Origin of the sequence: Streptomyces sp. NBC_00582, from assembly GCF_036345155.1 — a bacterium.
GTDB lineage: Bacteria > Actinomycetota > Actinomycetes > Streptomycetales > Streptomycetaceae > Streptomyces.
On sequence record NZ_CP107772.1, the window covers coordinates 9,513,666 to 9,539,054 of the forward strand.

The following is a 25,389-nucleotide window of genomic DNA, read 5'->3' on the forward strand; positions in this document are numbered from 1 at the left end:
TCACTTCCCGCTCGCGTCCACGAGCGCCGCGATGAGCAGGGCGGACGAGGTGGCCCCCGGATCCTGGTGCCCGATGCTGCGCTCGCCGAGGTAACTGGCCCGGCCCTTGCGGGCCTGCAGCGGTGTCGTCGCCTCGGCGCCCTGCTCGGCGGCGGCCCGCGCGGCGGCGAACCCGTCGGAGAGCGCGGCCACCGCCGGCACCAGCGCGTCGATCATGGTCTTGTCGCCCGGCGCCGCGCCCCCGAGCTGCATCACGGCGTCCACGCCCGCCCGCAGCGCCTCCGCGAACCGGGCCTCGTCCACCTCGGCCGCGTCCCCGAGCGCCTTGCCGGTACGGCGCAGCAGGGTGCCGTACAGCGGGCCCGAGGCGCCGCCGACGGTCGAGATGAGCTGACGCCCGGCGAGGACGAGGACCGCGCCCGGGGTGGCGGCCGACTCGGTCCCCTCCTTCTCCAGCGCCGCGGTCACCGCGGTGAACCCGCGGTGGAGGTTGCTGCCGTGGTCGGCGTCCCCGATGGGCGAGTCGAGGGCCGTGAGCCGTTCCGCCTCGCGGTCGACGGACGCGGCGGTCGCCGTCATCCAACGGCGGAAGAAGTCGGCGTCGAGCACAGGATCTCCTTGCCTGGTCGTTGCGGTGCGCGTGCCTGTCCCGCTGCTCCTTGCCTCACATGCCCCAGCGCAGGCCCGGTGTGCTCACCGGCGCGTCCCACAGCCGCAGCAACTCCTCGTCGATCTGGCAGACCGTCACCGAGGCGCCGGCCATGTCGAGGGACGTCACGTAGTTGCCGACGAGCGTACGGGCGACGGCCACCCCGCGCTCGGTGAGCACCCGCTGCACCTCCGCGTTGAAGCCGTACAGCTCCAACAGCGGTGTCGCGCCCATGCCGTTGACCAGCACGAGCACGGGGTTGCGCGGCGCCATGTCGTCGAGGACGGCCTGGACGGCGAAGTCGGCGATCTCCCCGGACGTCATCATCGCCCGCCGCTCACGGCCCGGTTCGCCGTGGATGCCGATGCCCAGTTCCAGCTCACCGGCCGGCAGGTCGAAGGTCGGGCTCCCCTTGGCGGGTGTGGTGCACGCGCTGAGCGCCACACCGAAGCTGCGGGAGTTCTCGTTCACCTGGCGGGCGATGGACTGGACCCGCTCCAGCGGCTGCCCCTCGTCGGCGGCGGCGCCCGCGATCTTCTCCACGAACAGGGTCGCGCCGGTGCCGCGCCGCCCCGCCGTGTACAGACTGTCGGTGACGGCCACGTCGTCGTTGACGAGCACCTTGGCGATCTCGATGCCCTCGTCCTCGGCGAGTTCGGCCGCCATGTCGAAGTTGAGCACGTCGCCGGTGTAGTTCTTGACGATGAACAGCACGCCCGCACCGCTGTTCACGGCGGCCGCCGCGCGCAGCATCTGATCGGGGACCGGCGAGGTGAACACCTCGCCCGGACAGGCGGCGGAGAGCATTCCGGGGCCGACGAAGCCCCCGTGCAGCGGCTCGTGCCCCGACCCGCCGCCGGACACCAGTCCGACCTTCCCGGCCACCGGGGCGTCCCGCCGGACGACGACCCGGTTCTCCACGTCGACGGTCAGTTCGGGATGAGCGGCCGCCATTCCCCGCAGCGCGTCCGCGACCACGGTCTCCGGAACGTTGATCAACATCTTCATGGGTACCTCCTACTGACACGAGCAGGCTGGGTTCCTCCGAAGGAATTATCGACCTTGTGGCGGTGAAGGTCACGTGGGCGGGCGCTCGGGGGGCCGCGTCGCGGGTGGCCAGGCACCCTCGGTGACGTCCATGGAGCCGGTCCAGCGGAACTCGCCGACGCGCACATGGGCACGGCCGACCGCAGGACCCGCCCGTGCGGGCGACGACCCGGCCGCCGTGACAGTCGGCGGGGCCGGGCCGGTACGCCGGTCCACGCTCGGTCGTCCATGGCGCCGCGCCCCGAAGGCTCCGCGGCGCCCCGCCGGCCGGCCGGGGTCACTCCGCGATCGGGGAGGGCGACGGCGACGACGACCACTGGCGTCGCGCCGCGGCGAGCAGCGTGCCGATCTCCGCCGCCCGTGGTGCGCCACCGAACACATAGTGGTCGGGACGGGCCAGCACCGCATCGCATCCGTGCGACCGCAGCCAAGTGGCGAGGAGGGGCACCTCCTCCTGGTATGTGCCGGGGGGCACCGGGCCGTCGAGCCGCCGCAGAGGTACGAGCCGGATCGGGAACCCTCCCTCGGCCTCGTGCGCGCGCAGAGCCGACTCCGCGGCGCGGACATCGGCGTCCTCGGCGAGCACCAGCCGGAAGGCGTCGCCGGTGAACTCGTCCAGCAGCCCGCTTGCTCCCCGGCTGTCGGTGACGCGCGGCTGGGGAAGGATCCCGCCCCGTGCGGGGGAACCGTCGGGCGACAGGAAGCCCGCGCGGAGACCCGGGATGAGGGACTGGCGGACGGTGCCCCCGGGCCGGGCCGCCAGTTCGTCCAGCAGCGCCGCGTCACGCGATGCCGCGGCCGTCTCGTCCCGCTCGCAGATGATCCGCCCGAACTCCTTCGCCGTGGCCGTCACCTGGAGCACATGCGGCTCGCGCTCCCGCTGATAGGTGTCGAGCAGCCCGTCACCGGCACCCCCGTGCCGGTGGGCGGCCAGCTTCCACACGAGGTTGGAGGCGTCGCGGATCCCCTGGCACATGCCCTGCGCGAGGAACGGCGGTGTCATATGGGCGGCGTCCCCGAGGAAGAACAGCCGCCCGGCACGCCACTGTCTGAGCACCAGGGCGTGGAAGCGGTAGGCCGACGCCCGCCACAGGTCGTAGTCACCGGGATCCAGCCATCGGGACAGCAGCTCACGGACGACCCGCGGCTCGGTCATCTCGCGCGGATCCTCGTCCTTGTTGATCATCAGCTCCCAGCGGCGGAGACGGCCGGGCCCCACCACAAAGGTGCTGGGCCGGGCCGGCTCGCAGTACTGGACGTTGGTCCCCGGCAGGTCCTCGCCCGCGCCGGGGTGCAGGAGGACGTCCACCACCAGCCACGGTTCGTCGAACTCCAGGTCGCGCAGGGGCAGCCCCGCGCGGGTCCGGATCCCGCTGCTCCCGCCGTCGCACGCCAGCACATACCGCGTACGGACCGTGCGCCGGCGCCCCGCCCCGTCCACCGTCTCGACGGTCGCGCCCCCGGCGTCGGTCCGCACGCCGGTCACCGCGGTGCCGAGCCGGACCTCGACCCCGGCCACCCCTGCGAGGCGCTGACGCAGGGCCTTCTCCAGCTCCGGCTGGAGGAAGACGTAGTTGGGCGCCCAGCCCAGCGGGTGGGGCGGCGGCGCGGTGTCGATCCGTTTGATGACCTGCCCGTGGCGGTTGCGGTACTCCGACGGGCGGTACGGCATCACATGCGGCGCGAGCGCGTCGGCCAGGCCGAGGCCTCCGAACGTGCGCATGGCCTCCTGGTCGAACCCGATGGCACGGGGCCGAGGCTCGACAGCCGTGGCCCGGTCGAACGCCACCGCGGTCAGTCCGTGGGCGCCGGCCAGATTCGCCGCCGTGGCACCGACCGGGCCGAGTCCCACGATCGCCACGTCGGCGTCGAATGCGTCTGTCACACGAGCCCCCCACTGCACCGCAGAGACCGTCTCGAGCTGCTGAACCGCTCGCAGCGTATTTGTATGAACCTTGACAGTCAAGGGTCGATCGAAATCGGGGCCGCCCGGGGACGGCCGCGCACCCCCACCCTGCGGTAAATTAGTAGGACGTCCTAGTATCTCGGGGTCGGCGTACCCCTGACCCGTCCGGGAAGGCCCCCATGAGCGACATGCACCGCCCCGAACACCCCGTCCGTCTCGTCACGGCATCGGCCCTGTTCGACGGGCACGACGCCTCGATCAACATCATGCGCCGGATCTTCCAGTCCCAGGGCGCGGAGGTGATCCATCTCGGCCACAACCGGTCGGTGCAGGAGGTCGTGGACGCGGCGCTGGAGGAGGACGCCCACGGTGTGGCGGTCTCGTCGTACCAGGGCGGCCATGTGGAGTACTTCGAGTACCTCGTCGAGTCGCTGCGGGCCCAGGGCGCGGAGCATGTGCGGGTGGTCGGCGGCGGCGGAGGTGTGATCGTCCCCGAGGAGATCGCCCGGCTGCGCGGGAGCGGGGTGACGATCTTCTCCCCGGAGGACGGGCAGCGGATGGGGCTGGCCGGGATGGTCAACTCGGTGGTCAGGGACTGTGACTTCGACCTGTGGGACGGCGGCCCGGCCGAGGTGTCGGCGGTTCTCGCGGGGGAGCGTTTCGCGGTCGCCCGGGCGATCACGGGCGCCGAGCTGGGCAAGCTGCCGGACGGCTTCCTGGCCCAGGTGCGGGCCGCGGCGGCCGGACGGACGGTGCCGGTGCTGGGCATCACGGGCACGGGTGGTTCCGGCAAGTCGTCGCTGACCGACGAGCTGGTGCGCCGGTTCCGGGTGGACCAGCAGGACAAGCTGCGCATCGCGGTGATCGCCGTCGACCCGACCCGCCGCCGCGGCGGCGGCGCCCTGCTCGGCGACCGCATCCGGATGAACTCCCTGGACGGCAACCGGGTGTTCTTCCGCAGCCTGGCCACCCGGGGCAGCCACGAACTGCCCGAGCACCTGTCCGACGTGATCGACGTGGTGAAGGCGGCCGGGTTCGACCTGGTGGTCGTGGAGACGCCCGGCATCGGCCAGGGCGACGCGGCGATCGTGCCGTTCGTGGACACCTCGATGTATGTGATGACGCCGGAGTTCGGCGCCGCCTCACAGCTGGAGAAGATCGACATGCTCGACTTCGCCGACGTCGTGGCGATCAACAAGTTCGAGCGGCGCGGTGCCAAGGACGCCCTGCGGGACGTGGGCCGGCAACTCGTCCGCAACCGGGAGGCGTTCGGCAAGCGGCCCGAGGACATGCCGGTCTACGGCACCTCGGCGGCCACGTTCAACGACGACGGGGTCACCGCGCTCTACCAGCACCTCAGGACGGTCCTCGCGGAGGAGGGGCTGCCGCTGGTCCAGGGCGCTCTCGCACCGGTCGAGGTGCGGCACTCCTCCGGCATCCGCCAGGTGGTCCCGGCGGAGCGGGTGCGCTACCTCGCCGAGATCACCGACACGGTCCGCGCCTACCACGCCGAGACCGGCGAGCTGGCCGAGGCGGCCCGGCGGGTGCAGCGCCTGGAGACGGTCGCGGGTGAACTCGCCGCGGCCGGCTCCGACGCCGCGAACGTGGAGTCGCTGCTCGACGGCGCGCGCCGTGACCTCCCGCGCGAGATCACCGAGCAGATCGCGAACTGGCCCGCCGTCGTCGCCGCCTACTCGGGCGACGAGCAGGTCGTGAGGATCCGCGACAAGGAGATCCGCACCAGCCTCACCCGCGAGTCCCTCTCCGGCAACAAGGTCCCCCGGGTCGCCCTGCCCCGCTTCACCGACCACGGCGAACTCGTGCGCTTCTGGCGCGCGGAGAACCTCCCCGGGTTCTTCCCCTTCACCGCCGGCGTGTTCCCGTTCAAGCGGGACGGGGAGGACCCGGCGCGGATGTTCGCCGGCGAGGGCGACCCGTTCCGCACCAACCGGCGCTTCAAACTGCTCTCCGAGGGACAGCCCGCCACCCGGCTGTCCACCGCCTTCGACTCCGTCACCCTCTACGGCCGTGACCCGGACGAGCGCCCCGACATCTACGGCAAGGTCGGCACCTCCGGCGTCTCGGTGGCCACCCTCGACGACATGAAGGCCCTCTACGACGGCTTCGACCTGGTCGCCCCGACGACCTCGGTGTCGATGACGATCAACGGGCCCGCGCCGACGATCCTCGCGTTCTTCCTGAACACCGCGATCGACCAGCAGCTCGACCGTTTCCGTACCGCCGAGGGCCGTGACCCGTCACCGCAGGAGGCGGCCGCGCTGAGGGCCGGGGCGCTGGCGAACGTGCGGGGCACGGTGCAGGCGGACATCCTCAAGGAGGACCAGGGCCAGAACACCTGCCTGTTCTCCACCGAGTTCAGCCTGCGGATGATGGCCGACATCCAGGAGTGGTTCATCCAGCAGAAGGTCCGCAACTTCTACTCGGTGTCCATCTCCGGCTACCACATCGCCGAAGCCGGCGCGAACCCCATCAGCCAGCTGGCCTTCACCCTCGCCAACGGCTTCACCTACGTCGAGGCCTACCTCGCCCGGGGCATGCGCATCGACGACTTCGCGCCCAACCTCTCCTTCTTCTTCTCCAACGGCATGGACCCCGAGTACTCGGTGCTGGGCCGGGTCGCCCGCCGGATCTGGGCGGTGGCGATGAAGGAGAAGTACGGCGCGAACGAGCGCTCCCAGAAGCTGAAGTACCACGTCCAGACCTCCGGACGCTCCCTGCACGCCCAGGAGATGGACTTCAACGACATCCGCACCACCCTGCAGGCGCTCATCGCGATCTACGACAACTGCAACAGCCTGCACACCAACGCCTACGACGAGGCCGTCACCACCCCCACCGAGGAATCCGTCCGCCGTGCCCTGGCGATCCAGCTGATCATCAACCGGGAGTGGGGCCTGGCGATGAACGAGAACCCCCTCCAGGGCTCGTTCATCATCGACGAGCTGACCGACCTGGTGGAGGAGGCGGTGCTCCAGGAGTTCGAGCGGATCAACGAACGCGGCGGGGTGCTCGGCGCGATGGAGACCGGCTACCAGCGCGGCCGTATCCAGGACGAGTCGATGCTGTACGAGCAGCGCAAGCACGACGGCACCCTGCCCCTGATCGGCGTCAACACCTTCCGCAACCCGCACGCCGACACCGCCGAACCGGGCGTCGTCGAACTCGCCCGCGCCACCGAGCAGGAGAAGCACTCCCAGCTCGAGCGGGTCCGCGACTACCAGGCCGGACACCGCGAGCAGGCGCACGAGGCCCTGGCCGCCCTGAAGGACGCGGCGGTGGGCGGGGACAACGTCTTCGCGGTCCTCATGGACGCCGCCCGGGTCTGCTCGCTCCAGCAGATCACGGACGCCTTCTTCGAGGTCGGAGGCCAGTACCGCCGCAACGTCTGACCCGGGCTCAGGCCCGCCCCCCGGGAGCCGGCGCACGCCGTCCGCGACCCGGGGAGGACGTCGGCCGGGGCGTCGATCCGGGCGCCTGCGGGAGCTGCGCCCAGCCGAGGACAGTCGGCACAAGCGGCCGTCGGGCTAGACTATGACGGGCGTTATAGCCAAGTGGGACAGGGGCCGGAGCGTGCGGCCGGAGGGGAGTGCGGGCGTGGCCAAGTCCAGTGCGCCGTCGCGGGAACGCATCGTGGCCGGCGCCGCCGACCTGATCAGCAGGCGTGGCCTGAACGCCGCGAGCATCCGGGAGGTGGCCAAGCACGCCAAGGCGCCGCTGGGCTCGACGTACCACTACTTCCCCGAGGGCAAGCAACAACTCGCGACCGAGGCGGTGCGCCACGGCGGTGACGCGGTCGCCCGCCTCCTGCGCAAGGAGTTGGAGGCGGGCCCGGTCGCCGGGCTGAGGGCCTTTCTGGGGCTGTGGCGCGGCGTCGTCGTCCAGAGCGACTTCCGCGCCGGGTGCCCCGTGCTGGCCGTGTCCGTGGAGGAGCCGTCGGACGCCGAGCCGCCGCCGGCCCTCGTCGCCGCGGCCGAGGCCTTCGACACCTGGCAGCGGCTGCTCACCGAGGCGCTGTGCGAGCAGGGCGTCGACCCCGGGCGGGCGCCGGAAATCGCGGCTCTGGTGGTGGCCGCCGTCGAGGGGGCCATCGCCATGTGCCGCGCCCAGCGCGATACCCAGCCCCTGGACCGTGTCGCGCGGCAGCTCGAAGCGGTGCTCGCCGGGGCCGTCAGCCCGTGATCGCCGCGCGGATCGCCTTCGCCTTCTCCTCGGTGAACACCCCGGTGTCCAGGAGGGAGAGGATCGACCGGACGCCTCCGCCGGAGCCCCAGCTGCCCTCCTCGACGACCCGGAAGTTCACCCACCACGCCGGGGAGGGCGCCGGCAGTCCGCAGGCCTCGGTCAGTGCGGCCAGCAGGCGTTCGATGACCTCCGTGCGTACCTCCTGGGGCCAGTCGCCGTCCATGACGGCCACGTCGATCACCATGACGTCGAGCTCCTGACCGGCGTCGGCCAGCAGTCGCCCGCCGATCGCCATCATGTCCGGCTCGCGCTCCACGAAGTGCACCTGGAACCCGGCCCTGGCGGGCGGCGCGAACCGGCCGACCTCGGGCACCAGCACCGCGTCCGTCAGGGTCTCGGCCAGGGCGCGGCGCTGCTCCAGGGTGAGGCGACCCTTCGGGGTGTTCACGGTGATGATGGTCATGGAATCTCCTATGACGACTGTTATAGAGGAACCCTACACCGGGGCTATAACGAGTGTCATAAGCGAAGGTCGGCGGTTGGGGCAGGTCCGACCCGGTGACCGGTGCGGCGCGGCGGGCGCCGGGATTCCGTCAGTCGGTCCCGTGTCCGGAGTGGCCGCCGCGGTGATGCCTGCCCTCGCCGTGCCGGGTCTTCCCGTGCCCGCCGTCCTGGCCGCCGCCGGTCGCGCAGCCCCCCTCGCCGCCGTCCCCGGTCCCGGGCTCGGGGTCCGCGGTGTGCGGCGGCTCGGGCTGCGGGATCTCCGGCTGCGGGGTCTCGGGCTCGGGGGTCTCGGGGGAGGGGGTCTCGGGGGAGGGGGTCGAGGGTGTCGGGGTCTCCTCCGCGCCGTCGTCCGCTGTGCCGTTGTCCGCGGGCGGAGGCGTCCGCTCCTCCGTCGGCGGGGTTCCGGTGGACGAGGGCTCGTCGTCCACGGGAACCCCGGTGCTCCCCCCGCCGGTCGTGGGGGGCTTCCCGGTGTCGGACGGGGGCGCCGCCTCGGTCGCCGGGGGCGCGGTGTCCGTGCGGAGGTCTGCCGTGGCGTCGGCGACCCGTACGGGTGTCGTCCGGTCCTCGGTGGCCTCCGCCGGCACGGTGTCCCGCGCCGGAGGGTCCGTCGGCACCTCCGCCACGGGCAACTGGCGCACGGGCGCGTCGGCGATCGGCGCGCGCTGGGCCGGTACCGGAGCGGACTCGCCCGGGCCGATGACCAGCGCGAGTGCGGCGGCGCCCGCCACGAGCGCACCCGCCGCCACCGCCGGCGCCTTCGAGCCACCGACCGCCGAGTGGCGCACTCCGTGCCACAGCCCGCCACCACCTGCCGCCCCCGCACTGCCCGCGGCCCCGCCACCACCCGCCGCGCCGACACCACCCGCCGCGCCCGCGGCCCCCGCCCCGGCACCGGCTGCGGCCCCGCCACCACCTGCCGCCCCCGCACTGCCTGCGGCCCCCGCGCCACCTGCCGAGCCGACACCGCCCGCCGCACCCGCGGCCCCCGCCCCAGCACCGCCTGCGGCCCCGACACCGCCCGCCGCGCCCGCACTGCCCGCCGCCCCGGTGCCGGCCCCTGCGCCGACGCCGGCTGCGGCCCCGGCACCACCCGCTGCCCCGCCGCCGCTTGCCGCGCCCGCACTGCCCGCCGCCCCGGCTCCACCCGCAGCCCCTGTACTGGCTGCGGCCCCGGCACCGCCCGCCGCCCCGGCGCTGCCTGCCGCGCCCGCACTGCCCGCAGCCCCGGCGCCGCCTGCCGCCGCGCTGCCCGCTGCCCCTGCGCTGCTTGCTGCGCCCGCGCCGCCCGTTGCCCCTGCGCTGCCTGCCGCACCCGCGCTGCCCGCCGCGCCCGCACCGCTCGCCGCCCCGGCACCGCTCGCCGCCCCGGCACCAGCACCGCCCACTGCCCCGCCGCCCGCCGCCGCCCCCGCGCCCGCCGCCGCCCCCGCGGCGAAGGTCATGAGGTACTTGCCCGTGCCGCCCAGTGCGCACAGCAGCAGGGCCGGTGCGACGATCGCGGGGAGGCGGTCGTTGGCCCGCATCAGGGCGGCGAGCCGGGCGCGGCAGTCGTCGCAGCCGTCGACGTGACCGAGCAGCCGCTCGCCCTGGCGCGGGGTCGCGGCGCCACGGACGTAGGCGGGCATCCGGGACCAGTGGACCTGGCACGCCGGGTCCTGCGGCGCGCCGGTCTGGGTGCGCAGGAAGGCCTGCCGCATGCCCTCGCGGGCCCGGTGCAGCAGGACGGCCGTCGCCCCCTCCTTGGTGCCGAGCTGCGGCCCGATCGCCGCCAGCGGCTGCCCCTCCGCCTCGGCCAGCCACAGCGCCTTGACCCAGCGCTCGGGCAACTGGCCCAGCACCCGCACCACCAGGTCGACCTGGGACACCTGCTCGGCCGGGTCGCCCTCCTGCGCGCCCGGCTCCGCCCGCTCGTCGGTGTGCGGATCCCGGGGCGTCTCGCGCACCGCGGTCCCGGAGGCGATCGCGAGGTGCCGCACCGTCGTCCGCAGATACGCCGGCACGTTCTCGATCTCGTGCCCCTCGGCCAGCCGGCGCCACACCCGGAAGTGCGCCTCGGCGACGAGGTCCTCGGCGGTCCAGGCGTTCCGGGTGAGCGAGCGCGCGTACGCGACCAGCCTCGGCTGCTGTTCCTCGTAGATCCGGGCGTACGAGGCGGTGGCGGAGGCTTGCGCGGGGACGGCGGCGGACCGGTCGGTCATGGAGGAACGCTCCAGTTGCCTGCTGGGGGCCGAGGGGTTTGTCAGCCTAGATGACAAAACTTTCAATGAAAGTTGCGGAGGTTGCCTGATGTGACGCACATCACGCCCGGCCGTGTGCCTCCTGTGAGTGCCGGGACAGCGCGTCGATGACCACCGCCGCGAACAGCACCCCGCCCGTGATCACGAACTGGACCGCCGGGGGAGTGTCCGTGATCGCCATGCCCGAGGCGATCGACTGGATGACGAGCATGCCGAGCACCGCCGACCACGTCGTCCCGCGCCCGCCGAACAGACTGGTGCCCCCGATCACCGCCGCCGCGATCGCGTTCACCAGCAGGACCCCCGAGCCCGAACTCTGGCTCACCGAGGTGATGCGCGAGGCGAGGAACAGTCCGCCGACGGCGGCCATGGTGCCGGAGACGGCGAACACGGCCGTCTGGACCCGGAACACACTGAGGCTCGCGCGGCGGGCCGCCTCGATGCTGCCGCCGAGGGCGTACACCTGCCGCCCGTAGTGGGTGCGCCGCAGCAGGATGTCGAGGCCGGCCACGACCACGAGGAAGATCAGCAGAGCGAGCGGCAGCCCCTGGAAGCGATTGACGACGTAGGCGACGCCGAACGCGACCACCGCCGTGACCGCGGTCCGCACGCCCACGGCGGTGAGCGAGCGGTGCGGCATGTTCACCGCCTTGCGGCGCCTTCTGTCCAGGTCGGCCCCGAGGAACACCACCGCGGTGGCCACCGCCGCCAGCCCGTAGGCGACGGCGTCCTGGGTGAAGTAGTAACTGGTCAGCTGGGCGACGAGCCCGTCCTCGTCCAGGTTGACGGTGCCGCTGTCGCCGAGGACGGCGAGCATCAGGCCGTTCCAGGTGAGCAGCCCCGCGAGCGTGACCACGAACGCCGGGACCCGGGTCCGTGCGACGGAGAAACCCTGCAGGGTGCCCGCGACGGTGCCGGTCAGGACGCCCACGACGAGCGCGAGCCACTCCGGTACCCCGCTGTTCACGTTCAGCACCGCGAACACCGCCGCCGCGAAGCCGCTGACCGAGCCCACGGACAGGTCGAGTTCGCCGAGCAGCAGCACGAACACGATGCCGACCGCGATGAGACCGGTCCCCACGATGTCCACGCTGAGGTTGGACAGGTTCCGAGGCGACAGGTAGTTCGGGTTGAGGGACTGGAAGGTGATCCAGACGACGGCGAGGACCAGGACGACGGGGAGCGAGCCCAGTTCTCCCGCCCGCACCTTGCGCTTCAGCAGCGCGAGCGTGCCGCGCAGCGCACGGACCCCCCCGTCCACGGCCCGGGAGGCGCGCCCCTCGCGCTCCGGCGGGCGGACCTCGCCCCCGGACGCGGTGGGTTCGGCCGAGGCGTCGTCCGCCACCTTGCGCATGCCTCTCACCACCCCGACTCCCGTGGGGACGGCCGGCGGGGCACGTTCTCCGTGGCGCCGGTGATGGACGCGATGATCTGCTCCTGCGAGGCGGTGTTCACGTCGAAGAAGCCGTTGTTGCGGCCGAGCCGCAGCACCGCGGCCCGGTCCGCGAGGGCCTTCACGTCCCCCATGCTGTGGCTGATCAGCAGGACGCCCAGCCCCCGGTCCCGCAACCGGTCGATGAGGTCCAGGATCTCGGACGTCTGCTCGAACCCGAGCGCGGCCGTCGGCTCGTCCAGGAGCAGGACACGCGGTTCGCCGAGCAGCGAGCGGGCGATGGCGACCGTCTGCCGCTGCCCGCTGGAGAGCGAGGCGACGGGACCGCGCAGATCGGGCACCCGCCGGGTCAGCCGCTCCAGCAGCTCCTGGGTGCGGCGCTCCATCTCCATCTCGTCGAGGAACCCGTACCGGCGGATCTCCCGCCCGAGGAACAGGTTCCCGACCACGTCGAGGTTCCCGCACAGCGCGAGGTCCTGGTAGACGGTGGCGATGCCGAGGGTCCGCGCGTCGTGCGGGCGTCGGATGTGGACCGAACGGCCCTCCCACTCGATGACGCCCCGCTCCGCGGGCGCCACCCCGGAGATCACCTTCACCAGCGTCGACTTGCCGGCCCCGTTGTCCCCCAGAAGGGCGACCACCTGACCGGAGTGGATCTCCAGCTCGATGTCCGTGAGGACGTCGACGACACCGAAGCGCTTGCACACCCCGCGCAACGCCAGCAAGGGCGGACCCGGCACGGCAACCACCTCCTTCCCTGGCCCCGGACCAGGCCGGAGTCCGCGCGACGCGGCCCGTCAGATCAGCCCCGCCTCCTCGCAGGCGGCCCGGAGCTGGGGGGTGCAGATCTGCTGCACCGTGTGCAGGCCTTCCTTCACCACGGTGTCCTTGATGGTGTCGGCCGTCACGGACACCGGTGTGAGCAGCACGGCCGGGACCCGGTCGCCGCCGCGCGGTGTCACCTCGCTGGTCGCGAGCCGGTCCAGGCCCTCCCGGCGGGCCGCCGCCACGGCCATCGCACCGCCCGCCGCGGCCTCCGGACCGAAGGGCTTGGAGACGGTCATGTACTGGTCGCCGGCCAGGATCCGGCGCAGCGCGCCGAGTTCGGCGTCCTGGCCGGTGACCGGGGGCAGCGGGGCGACCTTGTTCGCCTTCAGCGCCGAGATGCTGCCGCCGGCGAGGCCGTCGTTGGCCGCGTACACCCCGTCGATGGCGTCGGCGCCGAGGGCCGCGATGGCCGCGGACATGTTCATGTGCGCGGTCTCCGCCCGCCACTGCAGGGTGTCGTACGCCTTGCCGATCCTCACCTTCCCGCGCAGCACGGACAGCGCGCCCTCCTTGAACAACGCGGTGTTGGGGTCGGCGGGATCGCCGTTCATCATCACGATCTGCGGGCGCGGTGTCCCCCCGCCCATCGCCCTGAGCAGGGCCCGGCCCTGGAGTCGGCCGACCTCCCTGCCGTCGAAGGAGACATAGCCGGAGATCGGGCCCTGGGCGAGCCGGTCGTAGGCGATCACCGGGATGCCCGCCGCGCGGGCCTCCGAGACCGACGAGGCGAGCGACTTGCCGTCCACGGCCACCAGCACGATGGCGTCGACCCCCTTGGTGATCATCGAGTCCATCTGCTCCTGCTGGGTGGCCACCTCGCCCCTGGCGTTGGCGTGCTCGACCACACAGGTGTCGCACAGTTCCTTGATCTTCTTCTCCAGCAGCGGCCGGTCCTGCGCCTCCCAGCGCGCCGTGGTGGCGTCCGGCAGCAGCAGGCCGATGCTCGGCGCGCTCCCTCCGTCGGGGTCGCTCCCGGTGTCCGCCCCGCAGGCCGCGAGGGCGACCGCCGCCCAGACCGCGGTCACGGCGGCGGCCGTGTCCCGTATGCAGGCCTTCATGGGTGATACCTGGCGTAGACGACAACAGTGACGATCGGTAGGTATGTCGGGTTGGTTCGTATATGCGATTCTGGTGGGTGGGTGCCCCGTTCTCAACCTGTCGGCACCCGAGGCGGGGACGGGAGGTACGTTGCGGACATGCCTCGACCGGGCCCTGATCTTGGCCGGAGCGACACAGGCGGCGGTCTACGCGCCGGGGGCCGGGCACGAAGAGCTTCGGCTGGTGGACTCGGCGGGAGGCGTCCCTTCCGAACCGGGGCCACCGGTCCGGCTCCCCCTGTCCGGTGACTCACCCGCCGTACGCGCCTTCCTGACCGACCGCCCCCTGTGGCTGACCGCCGACCCCTCGCTCGGCGCGCTGCCCCTCGACGTGGAGGGCCGGCGGCTCGGCTGTCTCGTCGTCACCGGCGCCTCGACGGAGGGCTTCGAGGCCGACCAGCGCCGCTTCCTGGAACGCTACGCCGACGCCGTCGCCGGCCTCCTCCAGCCCGTCACGGGCCCGCCGGAGCCGTCCTCGCTGCTCGACCCCGCGCTGCGCAGCCTGCGCGTCGGCTCCTTCGTCCTGGTCCCGGACACCGGGCTCATCGAGGCCGACGACACGCTGCTCGACCTGGTCGGCATCTCCGCCGAGGACTTCGACGGCAAGGTCGACACCCTGCTCGCCCACGCCCTCCCGGAGGACATGCACGCCCTGATGTCGGTCCTGGAGCCCTCCTCCGAGGCCTCGGGCCGACGTGATCTGGAGTTCAGGGTCCGCGGCCCCACGGGCGAGATGCGCTGGCTGAGCCTGACCTGCCGCGCCGAACCGGCCACCGCCGACCGGCCGGAACGGGTCCTCGGCGTGGTGACCGCCACCCCGGTGCTGCGCCGCAGCGCCGACGACGTCTCCCGCATCCAGTGGCTGACCGCCGCCCTCGACGACGCCGTGACCGTCCGGGACGTCGGCCGGGTGGTCGTCTCCGCCCTGCGCGAGCCGCTGGGCGCCGACCGGGTGGCCCTCGCCGCCCTCCAGGACGACCGGCTGATGGTCACCGTCCTCGACCCGCCCCAGCCCGCAGCCTGGCCGGACGCCTGGCGCGCCGAATGGCGCACCGAGTGGCCCGACGCGCCCGTCCGCGCGCTGCCCACCCTCCAGGCCGCCCTCAGCGACGGCCGGATGGACCTGTGGCCCGCCGGCACCGCCCTCGAACCAGGACTCGCCGGCATCGGCCCCGGCGGGCTCGCCGTCCTGCCGCTGCCCGCCAAGGGCCGCGTCGCCGGGGTGTGCCTGGTCGGCTGGGACCTCCCGCACACGTTCGTCCCCGAGGAACGCTCCCTGCTCACCGCCACCGCGGCCCTCGTCGGCCAGGCCCTCCAGCGCGCCCACGCCCATGACGCGGAGCAGGAACTCGCCACCATGCTCCAGCGCAGCCTGCTGCCCCGCCGACTGCCCGAACTGCCCGGCGGCATCGCCGTCGCCCGCTATCTCCCGGCCCGCCGGGGACTGCAGGTCGGCGGCGACTGGTACGACGTCATCGCCCTGTCCGAGGACCGTGTCGCCCTGGTCATCGGCGACGTGCAGGGCCACAGCGCCGGAGCCGCCACGATCATGGGCCAGATGCGGACCGCGGTCAGGGCGTACGCCATGGAGGGCCACCCTCCCGACGTCGTCGTCTCCCACGCCAACCGGCTCCTCGTCGGCATGGAGACCGACCTCTTCGCGACCTGCTGCTACGCCGAACTCGACATGGAGGAGGGCAATACCCTCTTCGTCCGCGCCGGGCACCTCGCCCCGCTGGTGCGTCACCCCGACGGCGGCACCGAGGAGGTGGAGGTCGCGGGCGGGCCCCCGCTCGGCATCCTCGCCGAGGCGGAGTTCCCCATGACCTCGGTCGCGCTCGCCCCCGGCACCGTCCTCGCCCTCGTCACCGACGGCCTGGTCGAGGCCGCCGACCTGCCGATCGACGAGGGCATGCGCCGCACCCGCACGGCCCTCGCGGCGGCCGACCCCGCCGACCCGGGAGCGATGGCCGACGACCTGCTCGGCGACGGGGGCCGCCGCGAGGACGACGTGGCGCTGCTGCTCCTGCGCTACGACGGCATGGAGACCCGGCCGATCCGGGCCGGCTGGATGGTGTGGCGGCTGCCCGACGCCGTCATGCACGCCCGCCGCTTCACCGCGCGCACCCTGCGCCGCTGGAAGGTCCCGGAGGCCGCCGACGCGGTCCTGCTGGTCGTCTCCGAACTCGTCACCAACGCCCTCGTGCACACCCAGGGCCCGGTCCGGCTCGACCTGGTGCTGCGCGGGGACCGGGTCCGGGTCGGCGTCAGCGACTCCTCGCCCCGCGCGCCCGCCAAGCCCGTGATCGTGGACTGGGAGTCCACCGGCGGCCGCGGTCTGATGCTGGTCGAGGCGATGTCGGAATCCTCCGGCTCGGTGCCGGTGGCCGGCGGCAAGCAGGTGTGGAGCGAGATCGTCGTACCGGACGGAGAACCGGCCGTGGAGGCGCGAGGCGGTGTGCTGCCATGAGGCCGGGGCGCGGCCGGACCGTCGCCGCGGCGCTCGCCGCCGCCCTCCTCGCGCTGCCCGCGGCCGCCTGCGGCTCGGAATCCGGCACCGAGTCCGACGCGTTCACCGTCGGCCTGCTCCTGCCCAGCCGGTCCGTCCCCCGCTGGGAGCACGCCGACCGGCCCCTGATCGAGGCACAGGTCAAGAAGCTCTGCCCCCGCTGCACCTTCGAGTACGCCAACGCCGAGAACGACGCGACCCGCCAGCAGCAACAGATGATCTCCATGATCACCAAAGGGGCCGGAGTGCTGATCCTCGACGCCGCCGACACCCGTGCGCTGCGCTCCTCGATCCAGGAGGCGCGGCGGGCGGGCGTCCCGGTCGTCGCCTACGACCGGCTCGCCGAGGGCCCGGTCTCCGGCTTCGTCGGCTTCGACGCCCTCCAGGTCGGCCGGCTCCAGGGCCAGGGGCTGCTGGACGGTCTCGAGAAGCGGCACGGCGGCCGGACCGTCGTGATGATGAACGGCGACCCGACCAGCCCCAACGCCGCCTGGTACCGGCGGGGCGCGCTGTCCGTCATCCGGGACCACGTGCGCGTCGCCCGGTCCTACGAGACCCAGGACTGGAGCACCCAGGCCGCCCACACCAACATGTCCGCCGCCATCGCGGCCCTCGGCCCCTACGGGATCGACGGGGTCCTGGCGGCCAACGACAACATCGCCTCGGGCGTCATCTCCGCCCTGAAGAACGCAGGCGTCACCCGCATCCCGCCCGTCACGGGCCAGGACGCCGACCTCGACGCCGTACGCCGCATCGTCAAGGGCGAGCAGTACATGACGGTCTACAAGCCCTTCCGCAAGGAGGCCGCCGAGGCCGCCGCCATGGCCGTCGCGCTCGGCCGCGGCGAGGACGCCCGCGACCACGCCCCGACCACCGTCGACAGCCCCACCACCCGCGACGTCCCGGCCGTCCTGCTCACCCCGCACGCGGTGACCGCCGCCGACATCGGGCGGACCCTGGTCAAGGACGGCGTGTACACCGTCGACCGGATCTGCACCCGGGAGGTCCGGGCCGCCTGCGCCCGGGTCGGGCTCACCCGGTGACGGACCCCTGGGTCCGCAGCCGCTCCGCCTGCTCCGCGGTCACCTTCTCCTCCGCGCCGCAGAACGTGCACTGCGTCAGGTACGTCGTCGACACCGGGAACAACGGCACGAAGAACAGCGTGAACTTGGTGACCCGCTTGCGCAGCGTGTGCGCGGCCGGGTTGCCGCAGCGGCCGCACACCAGCGTCAGGATCGCCAGCTGGTACAGATAGCCCTTGGTGCCGAAGATGATCACGCGGCTGTTCCCCTCCCGGTCGGTGCCCCTGTGCACCGCCCAGTCTCCTGCATGCGGCAGGCGGGTTCATGACCTGGTCCGGCCGGGGGACCCCCCGGCCACGAATGCCACCGCCGTCCCGGGCCCGCCGCCATGGTCGTCAGGCGCCACACCCCGGCGCCCTCGTGCTCCGCTCCCAGGAGAGGCCCATGCCCCGACTTCCACGCCTGGCGGGTGTCACCGCCGTGGCCCTCGCCCTCGGTCTGCTCGCGACGGCTCCCGCGGTGGGCGGCGAACCGACCGTGTCCGACCCGCGCGTCCTCGCCCACTTCGACTTCGCCCGGGGGCAGACCCCCGAGAACATCGCCCTCGAACCCGACGGCTCCGCCGACCTGACCTTCTTCTTCGCCCGGACCGTCGTGAACGTCACCCGCACGGGAGCCACCCGGACGCTCGCCACCCTGCCGACGGTGGCCGACCCCCACACCCCGGTCGTGGGAGCCGCCGTCGTCACCGGCATCGCCCGCGCCTACGACGGCACCCTCTACGTCAACTACGCCACCGGAACCCGCAAGACCGGCATCTGGCGCATCGCCCGCGACGGCGGCGCGCCGCGGCAGCTCGCCGAGCTGCCCGCCGACGGCTTCCCCAACGGCCTCGCCCTCGACGAGCGCCGGGGCGTGCTCTACGCCGCCGACTCCGTGCGCGGCACCGTCTGGCGCGTCTCGCTCAAGAACGGCACCCGCACCGCCTGGGCCACCGGACCCGAACTCGCCCCGGGCACCGGGCCGGACGCCTCCGGCGTCGGCGTCAACGGACTGCGGTTCCACCACAACGCCGTCTGGGTGTCCAACAGCGACGCCGGCACCCTCCTGCGCATCCCCGTCCGCGAGGACGGCACGGCCGGCCCCGTCCGCACCAGGGCGACCGGGCTCACCGGCGTCGACGACTTCGGCTTCGTCGAGCGGCACCGCGACACCGTCCTCGCCGCGCTGGTCACGAGCAGCGAGGTGGTCCGGGTCGGCCCGGACGGCCGCCGTACCGTCGTCCTCACCGCCGACGACGGGCTGTCCAACCCGACCGCCGTGGCCGTACGCGGCCGAAGCGCCTACGTGACCAGCGCGGCGTACTTCAACCAGGACGACCCGAACCTCCTCCTCGCCCGCGTCCACCAGCGCGCCCGCGGCTGACCCGCGGGCACGGCCCCGCCCGGAGCCGGTCACCGCTCCGGGCGAGGCCGACGCGCTCAGCGTTCGTGCACGACCCGCCCGTCGAACACCGTCATGTCCACCTCGACCTCGGGGATCGCGCGCGGGTCCAGGTCCAGCAGCGGCCGGTCCAGCACACACAGGTCCGCGACCTTCCCGGCCTCCACCGTGCCCTTCCACTCCTCGGCGAAGTCCTGCCGGGCAGGGTGCACGGTGTACGCCCGCAGCGCGTCGACCAGGCCCACGCACTGCTCGGGGCCGCTGGTGCGGCCGCTCGCCTTCGACTCCCGCAGCATCATCGCGGCCACCCCCTGCCGCCAGTCGGGCTCGGTGATCGGCGCGTCGGAGCTCGCGCAGACCGCGATCCCGGCGTCCAGCGCGGACCGCACCGGCCACTGGTAGGCGGACCGCTCCCGGCCCACCACCTCGTCCATCAGGTCCGACACCGTCCACTTGATCGCCGGGTTCATGTTGACGCCCCACCCGTGCTCGGCCAGCCGGGCCAGGCTGCGGGGACCGACGAAATCACCGTGGATGACGTAGTGCCGGGCGTCCGGCCGGGGCACGGCCGCCTCGGCCGCGACGAACGCGGCCACCACCACGTCGATGGCCAGGTCCCCGGTGACATGCACCCCGAGCTGGAACCCCGCCGCGTGCGCGACGCGGATCATCTCCCGCAGCTCCTCGGTCCGCAGCGCGGGCGTGGCGCCGTGCACGCACAGCGCGCCGTGCCCTCCGTCGGCGTACGGCTCGCTCATCCACGCCGTACGGTTCGGCGGCACCCCGTCGGCGAAGATCTTCACCCCGAGCACGTTCAGCCGGCGCGGATCGGCCCCGACCGGGGCGCGCAGCTCGGCCAGGCCCTTGCGCAGGTCGTCGGCCGAGCCGCCCATCGGCGCGGGCAGCAGCAGCACACTCACGCGGGCGTCGAGTTCGCCGTCCGCCGCCAGCCCGGCGTACGCGGTCAGGTTGTCGGTGCTCAGCCCCCCGAAGAAGGTCGTGGCGCCGCCCGGCCCCAGCCCCGGCTCGGTGTAGCTGGTGATGCCGCGCGTGTGCAGCTCGGCGACGACGGCCCGGATGGCGTCGCGGCGCCGGGCGACCGTGGGGGAGGGCAGCGCGGCCTGGACGAGGGCCTGCGCGGCCTCGCGGAGGATGCCGGTGGGCCGGCCGTCGGCGTCGCGGTCGAGGACCCCGCCCGGCGGCGCCGTCGTATCGGCGTCGACGCCGCACGCGCGCAGTGCCGCGCTGTTCGCCCACACCATGTGCGAGGAGAAGTCGGTGAGACACACCGGATGGTCCGGCGCCACGGCGTCCAGGTCCCGGCGGTGCGGGAGACGCCCCGGCTCGCTCACGCACTCCGCGAGATAACCGGGGTCCCAGCCCAGCCCCACGATCCACTCGCCGGGCCCTGCGGCGGCGACCGCCCGCTCCACCGCCCGTGCCACGTCGGCGATCGACCGCACGGCCGGATGACCGACGTCCAGGGCGAACGGGGGCTTCGTCATCCCGTACGCGGCGCCGTGCAGATGGGAGTCGTTGATGCCGGGCAGGACGGTCCTTCCGCCGAGGTCGACGACCCGGGTCCCGGGCCCGGCCAGGGCCCGCACCTCGGCGTCGGAGCCGACGGCCACGATGTCCCGGCCGCGCACGGCCACGGCTTCCGCCACGGTGAACGCGTCGTCGAGGGTGAGGACCTGACCGCCGGTCAGGAGGAGGGTCGGGGTGCTGTCGGGCACGGTCGGCCTTTCTGCGCGAGTGGGGGACGGGCAGGTCACCGCGTCCTCCGGGGGGCGAGGTGGGCGAGGGCCGCGCCCGCCACCAGGGCGGCGCCCTGGGCCATCTGCTGCCAGAAGGCGGGCACGTTCAACAGGGTGAGGCCGTTCTGCAGACAACCGAGGAACAGCACGCCGAGCAGCACCCCGAGGACCGAGCCGCTGCCGCCGCTGAGCGCGACCCCGCCGAGCAGCACCGCCGTCAGCACGGTCAGCTCGAAGCCCGCTCCCGAGGTCCCCGCCACCGCGCTGTCCAGCACCGACGCCCTGATCGCCCCGGCCAGCGCCGCCGCCACGCCCGTCACCACGAACAGCGCGAACGGCGCACGGCGCACGGCGATGCCGGAGAGATGGGCCGCCTCCCGGTTGACCCCGATGGCGAAGACATGCCGCCCCGCCGGGGTGAACGCCACGAACAGCGCGCCCGCCAGCAGCACCAGCCCGGCGATCACGACCGGCGCGTCCACCCCGGCGATCCGCGAACCGCCCAGCCAGGCGAACCCGGACCCGAAGCCGCTCAGCGGCAGCGGGAACAACTGCTGCGCCAGCCCGCGCACGGCGGTCAGCATGCCGAGCGTCACGATGAACGCCGACAGCCCCAGGTAGCAGCACAGGATCCCGTTCACGGCACCGACGGCCGCGCCCACCGCCAGCGCGCCCAGCACGGCGACCACCGGCGACTGGTGCTGCTGCCCGGCGAGCCAGCCGGCCACCAGCCCGCCCAGGGCGAGCGTGGACCCCACCGACAGATCGAGATACCCGCTGATCACCAGCAGGGCCAGCGGAACGGCCACGAGGGCGAGCGTGGCCGCGTCCGTGGCGATCCCGCGCAGATTGCCCGCGTCGAGGAAACTGCCCGTCGTCACCTGGAAGACCAGCACCAGGACGGCGAGGACGGCGAGCAGCGGCTGACGGCGTACGGCGGTGAGCCGGCCGTACGACGTCACACGCGCGGCGGTGAGGGTGGTCATGCTGCTCCTTCGTGGACGGCCGACAGCAGCGCGGCCTCGGTGAGTTCGGGTCCGCCCAGCTCGCCGACCACCCGGCCGGCCGAGACGATCAGAGCGCGGTGGGCGAGCGCGACGACCTCCTCGGGGTCGTTGGACGCGAACAGCACGGCGGTGCCGCGCTCGGCGGCGAGCGCGCGGACGACGTCGTAGATCTCGTGGCGGGACCCCACGTCGACGCCCTGCGTGGGCTCGTCCAGGAGCAGGACGTCGACCTCGCGGGCCTCGTTGATCCAGCGGCCGAGGACGAGTTTCTGCTGGTTGCCGCCGGAGAAGGAGGCGGCGGCGAGCCGGGGCGCCGAGGGGCGCAGACCGACCGCGTCGGACAGGGCGCCGAAGATCCTGCGCTCGGTGGCGAGCCCGCGCGTCCCGAACCGGGCGAGGCGGCGGACGGACGGCAGGAGCGCGTTGTCGTGGGCGCTGAGCACCGGGAAGAGAGCCTGGCCGCGTCGGTCGCCGGGGACCAGGGCGATGCCTGCGGCCAAGGCGTCGGAGGGGCGGGAGGGGTGGACGGTCCGGGTGCCGACCTGGAGGGTTCCCGCGGTCGCGGGATGTCTGCCGTAGATCGTTTCGAGGAGGCTGGTGCGGCCGGAGCCGATCAGGCCGTAGAGGGCGACGATCTCGCCTTGGGCGACCGTGAGGTCGAGGGGGCCGAAGTGGGGGCCTCGCAGTGCGTTGAGGGTCAGGCGGTTCGTCGGCGTGTGCGGGTCGCGTCGTGGTTGATCGCGCCCAGGCGGCGGAGCCGCACAGGGATACGGCCCGCGCCGCTTTGAGGTGGGCCCGGTGATCGCTTGTACCAAGTCCCGGCGGGATTGGCCTGCCATTCGGGCGTGGTGGGCGACTCGTCCGTCGCGCAGTACCGTCACCTCGTCCGCCAGGCGCTCCACCTCCCCCAGCAGATGGGTGACGTGGACGATCGCGAGGCCCTGGGTGCGCAGGTCCTCCACCCGTTCCGCCAGGGCCTCGCTCTCCGCGCGGGACAGGGCCGCCGTCGGTTCGTCCAGGACCAGGACCGAGGCGCTGCGGCTGAGGGCCTTGGCGATCTCCACCAACTGGCGCTGTCCCATGGGAAGTTCCCCGACCCGGTCACGGGGGGAGCAGGTGGCCGCGACCCGTTCGAGCAGACCGGCGGCGACCTCCTCCTGGGCGCGCCGGTCGATCCGGCCGTACCGGGTCCACTCCTGGCCGAGGAAGATGTTCTCGGCCACCGTCAGGGAGTCGACGACGCTGAGCGTCTGGAAGATGATCGCCACCCCGGCGGCGATCGACTCGCGCGGGGTCAGCCGGGCGTAGGAGGTGCCGCCCACCTCGATGGTGCCCGCGTCGGGCGGGAAGGCCCCGCCGAGGCAGCGGATCAGAGTGGACTTGCCGGCCCCGTTGTGGCCGAGCAGGGCGTGCACCCGGCCCGCCGGGACGGTGAGGTCGACGCCGTCCAGGGCCCGGACACCGCCGAAGGACTTGGTCAGGCCCCGGATCCGCAGATTCGGTTCGGTCATGGCGGGCGCCTAGGAGTTCTGGGCGAGCAGGGCGTCGATGCGCGCGGTGTCGGTGGGTCCGACCAGGGTGATCGGCACCTGGACGCTCGGGTTCGCCTTTCCGGCGGCCACCGCGAGCGGCACCTCCACGACCGCGTCGGCGATGTCCTTCGGCGCGAGGGCGGCGGAGGCGCGGTAGAAGGTGCCCTGCTTGATCGCGAGGAGGGAGGGGGCGGCGCCGTCCTGGCCGCCGACGAACGTCTTCGCGTCGGTCGCCTTGCGTCCCGTCTGCTGCAGGGCCTTGAAACCGCCGTACGCCGCCGCGTCCGTGACGCCGAGGACCAGGTTGAGGTCGGGGTGCTTGGCGAGGACGGCCCGGGTCTTGGACAGCCCGGTGTCCGGGTCGATGGCCTGCTCCCGGGCGACGACGTCGACACCGGGGGCCTTCGCGGTGAACGCGTCGATCATGCCCTTGGTGCGTTCGCGGCCCAGTTGGATGGTGCTGTCGGTGAGGAAGGCGATCTTGCCCTTGCCGCCGAGCGTCTCGTTGGCCCAGCGCGCGGCGGCCTCGCCGAGGAGCCGGCCGCCCTCCAGGAAGCTGAACTGGATGTCCGCGCTCTGGTGTGCGAGCGATCCGCCGTACGTCACCCAGATCAGGCCCGCGTCCAGGGCGCGCTTCGCGAGCGCCTCGGTGGCCTCGAAGACCATGGGAAAGGACACGATCGCCGGGACCTCGCGGGAGACCCAGGTGGTGAGGTTGGCGGCCTGGGTGTCGGCGTTGCCGGCGTCGCTCGTGGTGAGCAGCGAGACGCCCCGCTTCTCGGCGGCGGCGGTGGAGAGCTTCACCAGGGTCGCGTAGAGGGGGAGCTGGGTGAACGGGTAGTCCAGGCCGATCTGCTTCAGGTCACGTGCCTTCGCCGCGGGCGTGCCCGCCGCCTCGGCCGTGCTCGCACCGCCGGGGGCCGAGCAGCCCGCGGCGCCGAGCGCCCCGGTCGCGACGGCACCGGCCGACCAGGCGAGGAAACGGCGGCGGGACGCCGTGGGGACGAGGGCGTACGGGGGTCTGGACATGGCGGAACTCCCAGGGAAGGCGGCCCGCGTCGGCGGGCGTCCGGCTGTGCCGAACAGGAAAGACCCGCCCGCCGCGCGACGCCATCCGTAGATGTACCGACAGCCGCCGGGGTCGCCGAACGCCTTGTGGGCCGTGACCGTCACCCCTATCGTTAGGGCCCAAATAACCTGCCCGTCATCGAACTCCCCGGAGGCCCGCGTGTTCGGTCACCGGCAGATCGCCGCCGCCGCCCGCATCGGCATGCTCACCCGGGAACGGGACACCGCGGGCGCCTGCGCCGAAGCCGTGGAGGAACTGGGCCGGGCCCTGCCCCTCGACGCGGTCACCCTCCTCTCCCGCGACCCCGTCTCCCGCACCCACGTCCAGATCGCGGGCGTCGGCTACACCGCCGAGACCTCGCAGGCCCTCGCCGCCGAGTTCGTCGCGACGCCCTGGTACGGCAACGTCGTGGGCCGGGACCTGCCGATGTCCATCTCCGAGGACGCCGACGACGACCCCGGACCGCGCTTCCGGCACGGCTGGTTCTACGCCGAGCGGGTCCGCCCGACCGGCTTCCGCGACGGACTGACCGGGGCGCTGCGGCACGACGGGCGTCTGGTCGGCCTGGTGCACCTGTCCACCGAGGGGCGGGACGTCTACGACACCGAGGCGCGCCGTCTGCTCGCCTCCCTGCTGCCGGCCCTGGGCGCCCTCGCCGACCCGGCCGACCTGCGCGACCTGGCCGCCGGGGTGCGCGCCGGACTGTTCACCGCCGACGGGGTCGTGGACCTGCCGGGCCGGGAACGCGCCGAGGTCCTGCACGACCCGGACTTCCGCCGCCTCGCCGAGGCGTTCCAGGCATCCGGGGGGCTCCGGCTGCGGGTGCTGTGGCCGGTCGGCGCCACCTGGTGCCGGGTCGTGCTGCGCCGCCGTACCGGCGGACCCGCCCCCGTGCGGGAGGCGGCGCTGGTGACCGAGGTGCCCGTGGACCTGCCCTACGGCGTCAGCCCCCGCGAACTGGAGGTGCTCACCCGGGCCGCCACGGGCCAGACCAACCAGGCCATCGCCCAGGCCCTCTATCTGTCACCGCGCACCGTGCACAGCCACATCGAGCACCTCCTGCGGAAGACCGGCTGCGCCTCCCGCGCCGAGGCCACCGCCCTCGCGGTCCGTGACGGCGTCCTGCGCCCGGCCCCCGAACACCTCGCCCACTTCGTGGAACACGTACCGGCCGACTGAGCCA

19 protein-coding genes are annotated in these 25,389 nt (G+C 73.5%); 6 read left to right on the plus strand and 13 right to left on the minus strand.

The window, feature by feature from the left end; translation table 11 throughout:
• The 3 genes from dhaL to OG852_RS43080 form a co-directional block, all read right to left on the minus strand.
• A complete protein-coding gene (gene dhaL / locus OG852_RS43070) occupies nucleotides 1-609 on the minus strand; it encodes a dihydroxyacetone kinase subunit DhaL (RefSeq protein ID WP_133913198.1) in 609 nt (202 codons plus the stop codon).
• 55 nt (nucleotides 610-664) lie between these two features.
• Nucleotides 665-1,657 (minus strand): dihydroxyacetone kinase subunit DhaK, encoded by a 993-nt coding sequence (gene dhaK / locus OG852_RS43075; protein WP_133913199.1) that lies wholly within the window; start codon nucleotides 1,655-1,657, stop codon nucleotides 665-667.
• 316 nt (nucleotides 1,658-1,973) lie between these two features.
• Entirely contained in the window at nucleotides 1,974-3,581 is a 1,608-nt protein-coding gene (locus tag OG852_RS43080) for a bifunctional 3-(3-hydroxy-phenyl)propionate/3-hydroxycinnamic acid hydroxylase (protein ID WP_330350723.1), read from the minus strand.
• 200 nt (nucleotides 3,582-3,781) lie between these two features.
• On the opposite strand from OG852_RS43080, the gene icmF reads away from it, so the two are divergent.
• Complete coding sequence (gene icmF / locus OG852_RS43085; RefSeq protein WP_330350724.1) at nucleotides 3,782-7,012, plus strand: fused isobutyryl-CoA mutase/GTPase IcmF; 3,231 nt, start codon at nucleotides 3,782-3,784, stop codon at nucleotides 7,010-7,012.
• A 205-nt stretch (nucleotides 7,013-7,217) separates the two neighbouring features.
• On the plus strand, nucleotides 7,218-7,802 hold the full coding sequence (locus OG852_RS43090; RefSeq protein ID WP_330350725.1) for a TetR/AcrR family transcriptional regulator: 585 nt from the start codon (nucleotides 7,218-7,220) through the stop codon (nucleotides 7,800-7,802).
• Here the strand turns inward: OG852_RS43090 and OG852_RS43095 are convergent.
• From OG852_RS43095 to OG852_RS43115, 5 genes are all read right to left on the minus strand, one after another.
• Complete coding sequence (locus OG852_RS43095) at nucleotides 7,792-8,268, minus strand: tautomerase family protein (protein WP_330350726.1); 477 nt, start codon at nucleotides 8,266-8,268, stop codon at nucleotides 7,792-7,794. The genes OG852_RS43090 and OG852_RS43095 overlap by 11 nt on opposite strands.
• Before the next feature lie 130 nt (nucleotides 8,269-8,398).
• The gene (locus OG852_RS43100; protein ID WP_330350727.1) at nucleotides 8,399-10,510 is read right to left on the minus strand and encodes a sigma-70 family RNA polymerase sigma factor; all 2,112 of its coding nucleotides are present in this window, start codon (nucleotides 10,508-10,510) and stop codon (nucleotides 8,399-8,401) included.
• 100 nt (nucleotides 10,511-10,610) lie between these two features.
• Nucleotides 10,611-11,903, minus strand: a complete 1,293-nt coding sequence (locus OG852_RS43105; protein WP_133913205.1) for a sugar ABC transporter permease — start codon at nucleotides 11,901-11,903, stop codon at nucleotides 10,611-10,613.
• Nucleotides 11,904-11,908: 5 nt separating this feature from the next.
• On the minus strand, nucleotides 11,909-12,682 hold the full coding sequence (locus OG852_RS43110) for an ATP-binding cassette domain-containing protein (protein WP_133913206.1): 774 nt from the start codon (nucleotides 12,680-12,682) through the stop codon (nucleotides 11,909-11,911).
• Between the two features lie 57 nt (nucleotides 12,683-12,739).
• Complete coding sequence (locus tag OG852_RS43115; protein WP_133913207.1) at nucleotides 12,740-13,828, minus strand: substrate-binding domain-containing protein; 1,089 nt, start codon at nucleotides 13,826-13,828, stop codon at nucleotides 12,740-12,742.
• Between the two features lie 130 nt (nucleotides 13,829-13,958).
• Between OG852_RS43115 and OG852_RS43120 the strand changes: the two genes are divergently transcribed.
• Both OG852_RS43120 and OG852_RS43125 read left to right on the plus strand, forming a co-directional pair.
• The gene (locus OG852_RS43120; protein WP_330350728.1) at nucleotides 13,959-16,337 is read left to right on the plus strand and encodes a SpoIIE family protein phosphatase; all 2,379 of its coding nucleotides are present in this window, start codon (nucleotides 13,959-13,961) and stop codon (nucleotides 16,335-16,337) included.
• Nucleotides 16,334-17,419, plus strand: coding sequence for a sugar ABC transporter substrate-binding protein (locus tag OG852_RS43125; protein ID WP_330350729.1), 1,086 nt, complete (start codon nucleotides 16,334-16,336; stop codon nucleotides 17,417-17,419). The genes OG852_RS43120 and OG852_RS43125 overlap by 4 nt, the downstream gene beginning before the upstream one ends.
• Here OG852_RS43125 and OG852_RS43130 read toward each other — a convergent pair.
• Complete coding sequence (locus OG852_RS43130; protein ID WP_133913294.1) at nucleotides 17,409-17,654, minus strand: zinc-ribbon domain-containing protein; 246 nt, start codon at nucleotides 17,652-17,654, stop codon at nucleotides 17,409-17,411. The two genes, OG852_RS43125 and OG852_RS43130, sit on opposite strands and share 11 nt — an antisense overlap.
• A gap of 188 nt (nucleotides 17,655-17,842) precedes the next feature.
• Between OG852_RS43130 and OG852_RS43135 the strand changes: the two genes are divergently transcribed.
• Nucleotides 17,843-18,823: an SMP-30/gluconolactonase/LRE family protein gene (locus OG852_RS43135; RefSeq protein ID WP_133913210.1), complete on the plus strand. Its 981-nt coding sequence runs from the start codon at nucleotides 17,843-17,845 to the stop codon at nucleotides 18,821-18,823.
• A 56-nt stretch (nucleotides 18,824-18,879) separates the two neighbouring features.
• Here the strand turns inward: OG852_RS43135 and OG852_RS43140 are convergent, their stop codons facing one another.
• From OG852_RS43140 to OG852_RS43155, 4 genes are read right to left on the minus strand one after another with little or no spacing between them, the layout of a single operon-like run.
• Nucleotides 18,880-20,577: an amidohydrolase gene (locus OG852_RS43140; RefSeq protein ID WP_133913211.1), complete on the minus strand. Its 1,698-nt coding sequence runs from the start codon at nucleotides 20,575-20,577 to the stop codon at nucleotides 18,880-18,882.
• A gap of 35 nt (nucleotides 20,578-20,612) precedes the next feature.
• Complete coding sequence (locus tag OG852_RS43145) at nucleotides 20,613-21,584, minus strand: ABC transporter permease (protein ID WP_330350730.1); 972 nt, start codon at nucleotides 21,582-21,584, stop codon at nucleotides 20,613-20,615.
• Nucleotides 21,581-23,116, minus strand: coding sequence for a sugar ABC transporter ATP-binding protein (locus OG852_RS43150; RefSeq protein WP_133913212.1), 1,536 nt, complete (start codon nucleotides 23,114-23,116; stop codon nucleotides 21,581-21,583). Before OG852_RS43150 ends, OG852_RS43145 begins: the two co-directional genes overlap by 4 nt.
• Before the next feature lie 9 nt (nucleotides 23,117-23,125).
• Nucleotides 23,126-24,166: a sugar ABC transporter substrate-binding protein gene (locus tag OG852_RS43155; RefSeq protein WP_330350731.1), complete on the minus strand. Its 1,041-nt coding sequence runs from the start codon at nucleotides 24,164-24,166 to the stop codon at nucleotides 23,126-23,128.
• Nucleotides 24,167-24,365: 199 nt separating this feature from the next.
• On the opposite strand from OG852_RS43155, the gene OG852_RS43160 reads away from it, so the two are divergent.
• Nucleotides 24,366-25,385 carry a helix-turn-helix transcriptional regulator gene (locus OG852_RS43160; RefSeq protein WP_330350732.1) on the plus strand — a complete coding sequence of 340 codons (1,020 nt, stop codon included), beginning with the start codon at nucleotides 24,366-24,368 and terminating at the stop codon, nucleotides 25,383-25,385.
• The last annotated feature ends 4 nt before the right edge of the window (nucleotides 25,386-25,389 follow it).

Coding starts and splice junctions, on each gene's coding strand:
- icmF (WP_330350724.1), top strand. CDS start 3,782: ATGAGCGACATGCACCGCCCCGAACACCCCGTCCGTCTCGTCACGGCA.
- OG852_RS43095 (WP_330350726.1), bottom strand. CDS start 8,268: ATGACCATCATCACCGTGAACACCCCGAAGGGTCGCCTCACCCTGGAG.
- OG852_RS43105 (WP_133913205.1), bottom strand. CDS start 11,903: ATGCGCAAGGTGGCGGACGACGCCTCGGCCGAACCCACCGCGTCCGGG.
- OG852_RS43155 (WP_330350731.1), bottom strand. CDS start 24,166: ATGTCCAGACCCCCGTACGCCCTCGTCCCCACGGCGTCCCGCCGCCGT.
- OG852_RS43125 (WP_330350729.1), top strand. CDS start 16,334: ATGAGGCCGGGGCGCGGCCGGACCGTCGCCGCGGCGCTCGCCGCCGCC.
- dhaK (WP_133913199.1), bottom strand. CDS start 1,657: ATGAAGATGTTGATCAACGTTCCGGAGACCGTGGTCGCGGACGCGCTG.
- OG852_RS43100 (WP_330350727.1), bottom strand. CDS start 10,510: ATGACCGACCGGTCCGCCGCCGTCCCCGCGCAAGCCTCCGCCACCGCC.
- OG852_RS43135 (WP_133913210.1), top strand. CDS start 17,843: ATGCCCCGACTTCCACGCCTGGCGGGTGTCACCGCCGTGGCCCTCGCC.
- OG852_RS43145 (WP_330350730.1), bottom strand. CDS start 21,584: ATGACCACCCTCACCGCCGCGCGTGTGACGTCGTACGGCCGGCTCACC.
- OG852_RS43150 (WP_133913212.1), bottom strand. CDS start 23,116: ATGACCGAACCGAATCTGCGGATCCGGGGCCTGACCAAGTCCTTCGGC.
- OG852_RS43115 (WP_133913207.1), bottom strand. CDS start 13,828: ATGAAGGCCTGCATACGGGACACGGCCGCCGCCGTGACCGCGGTCTGG.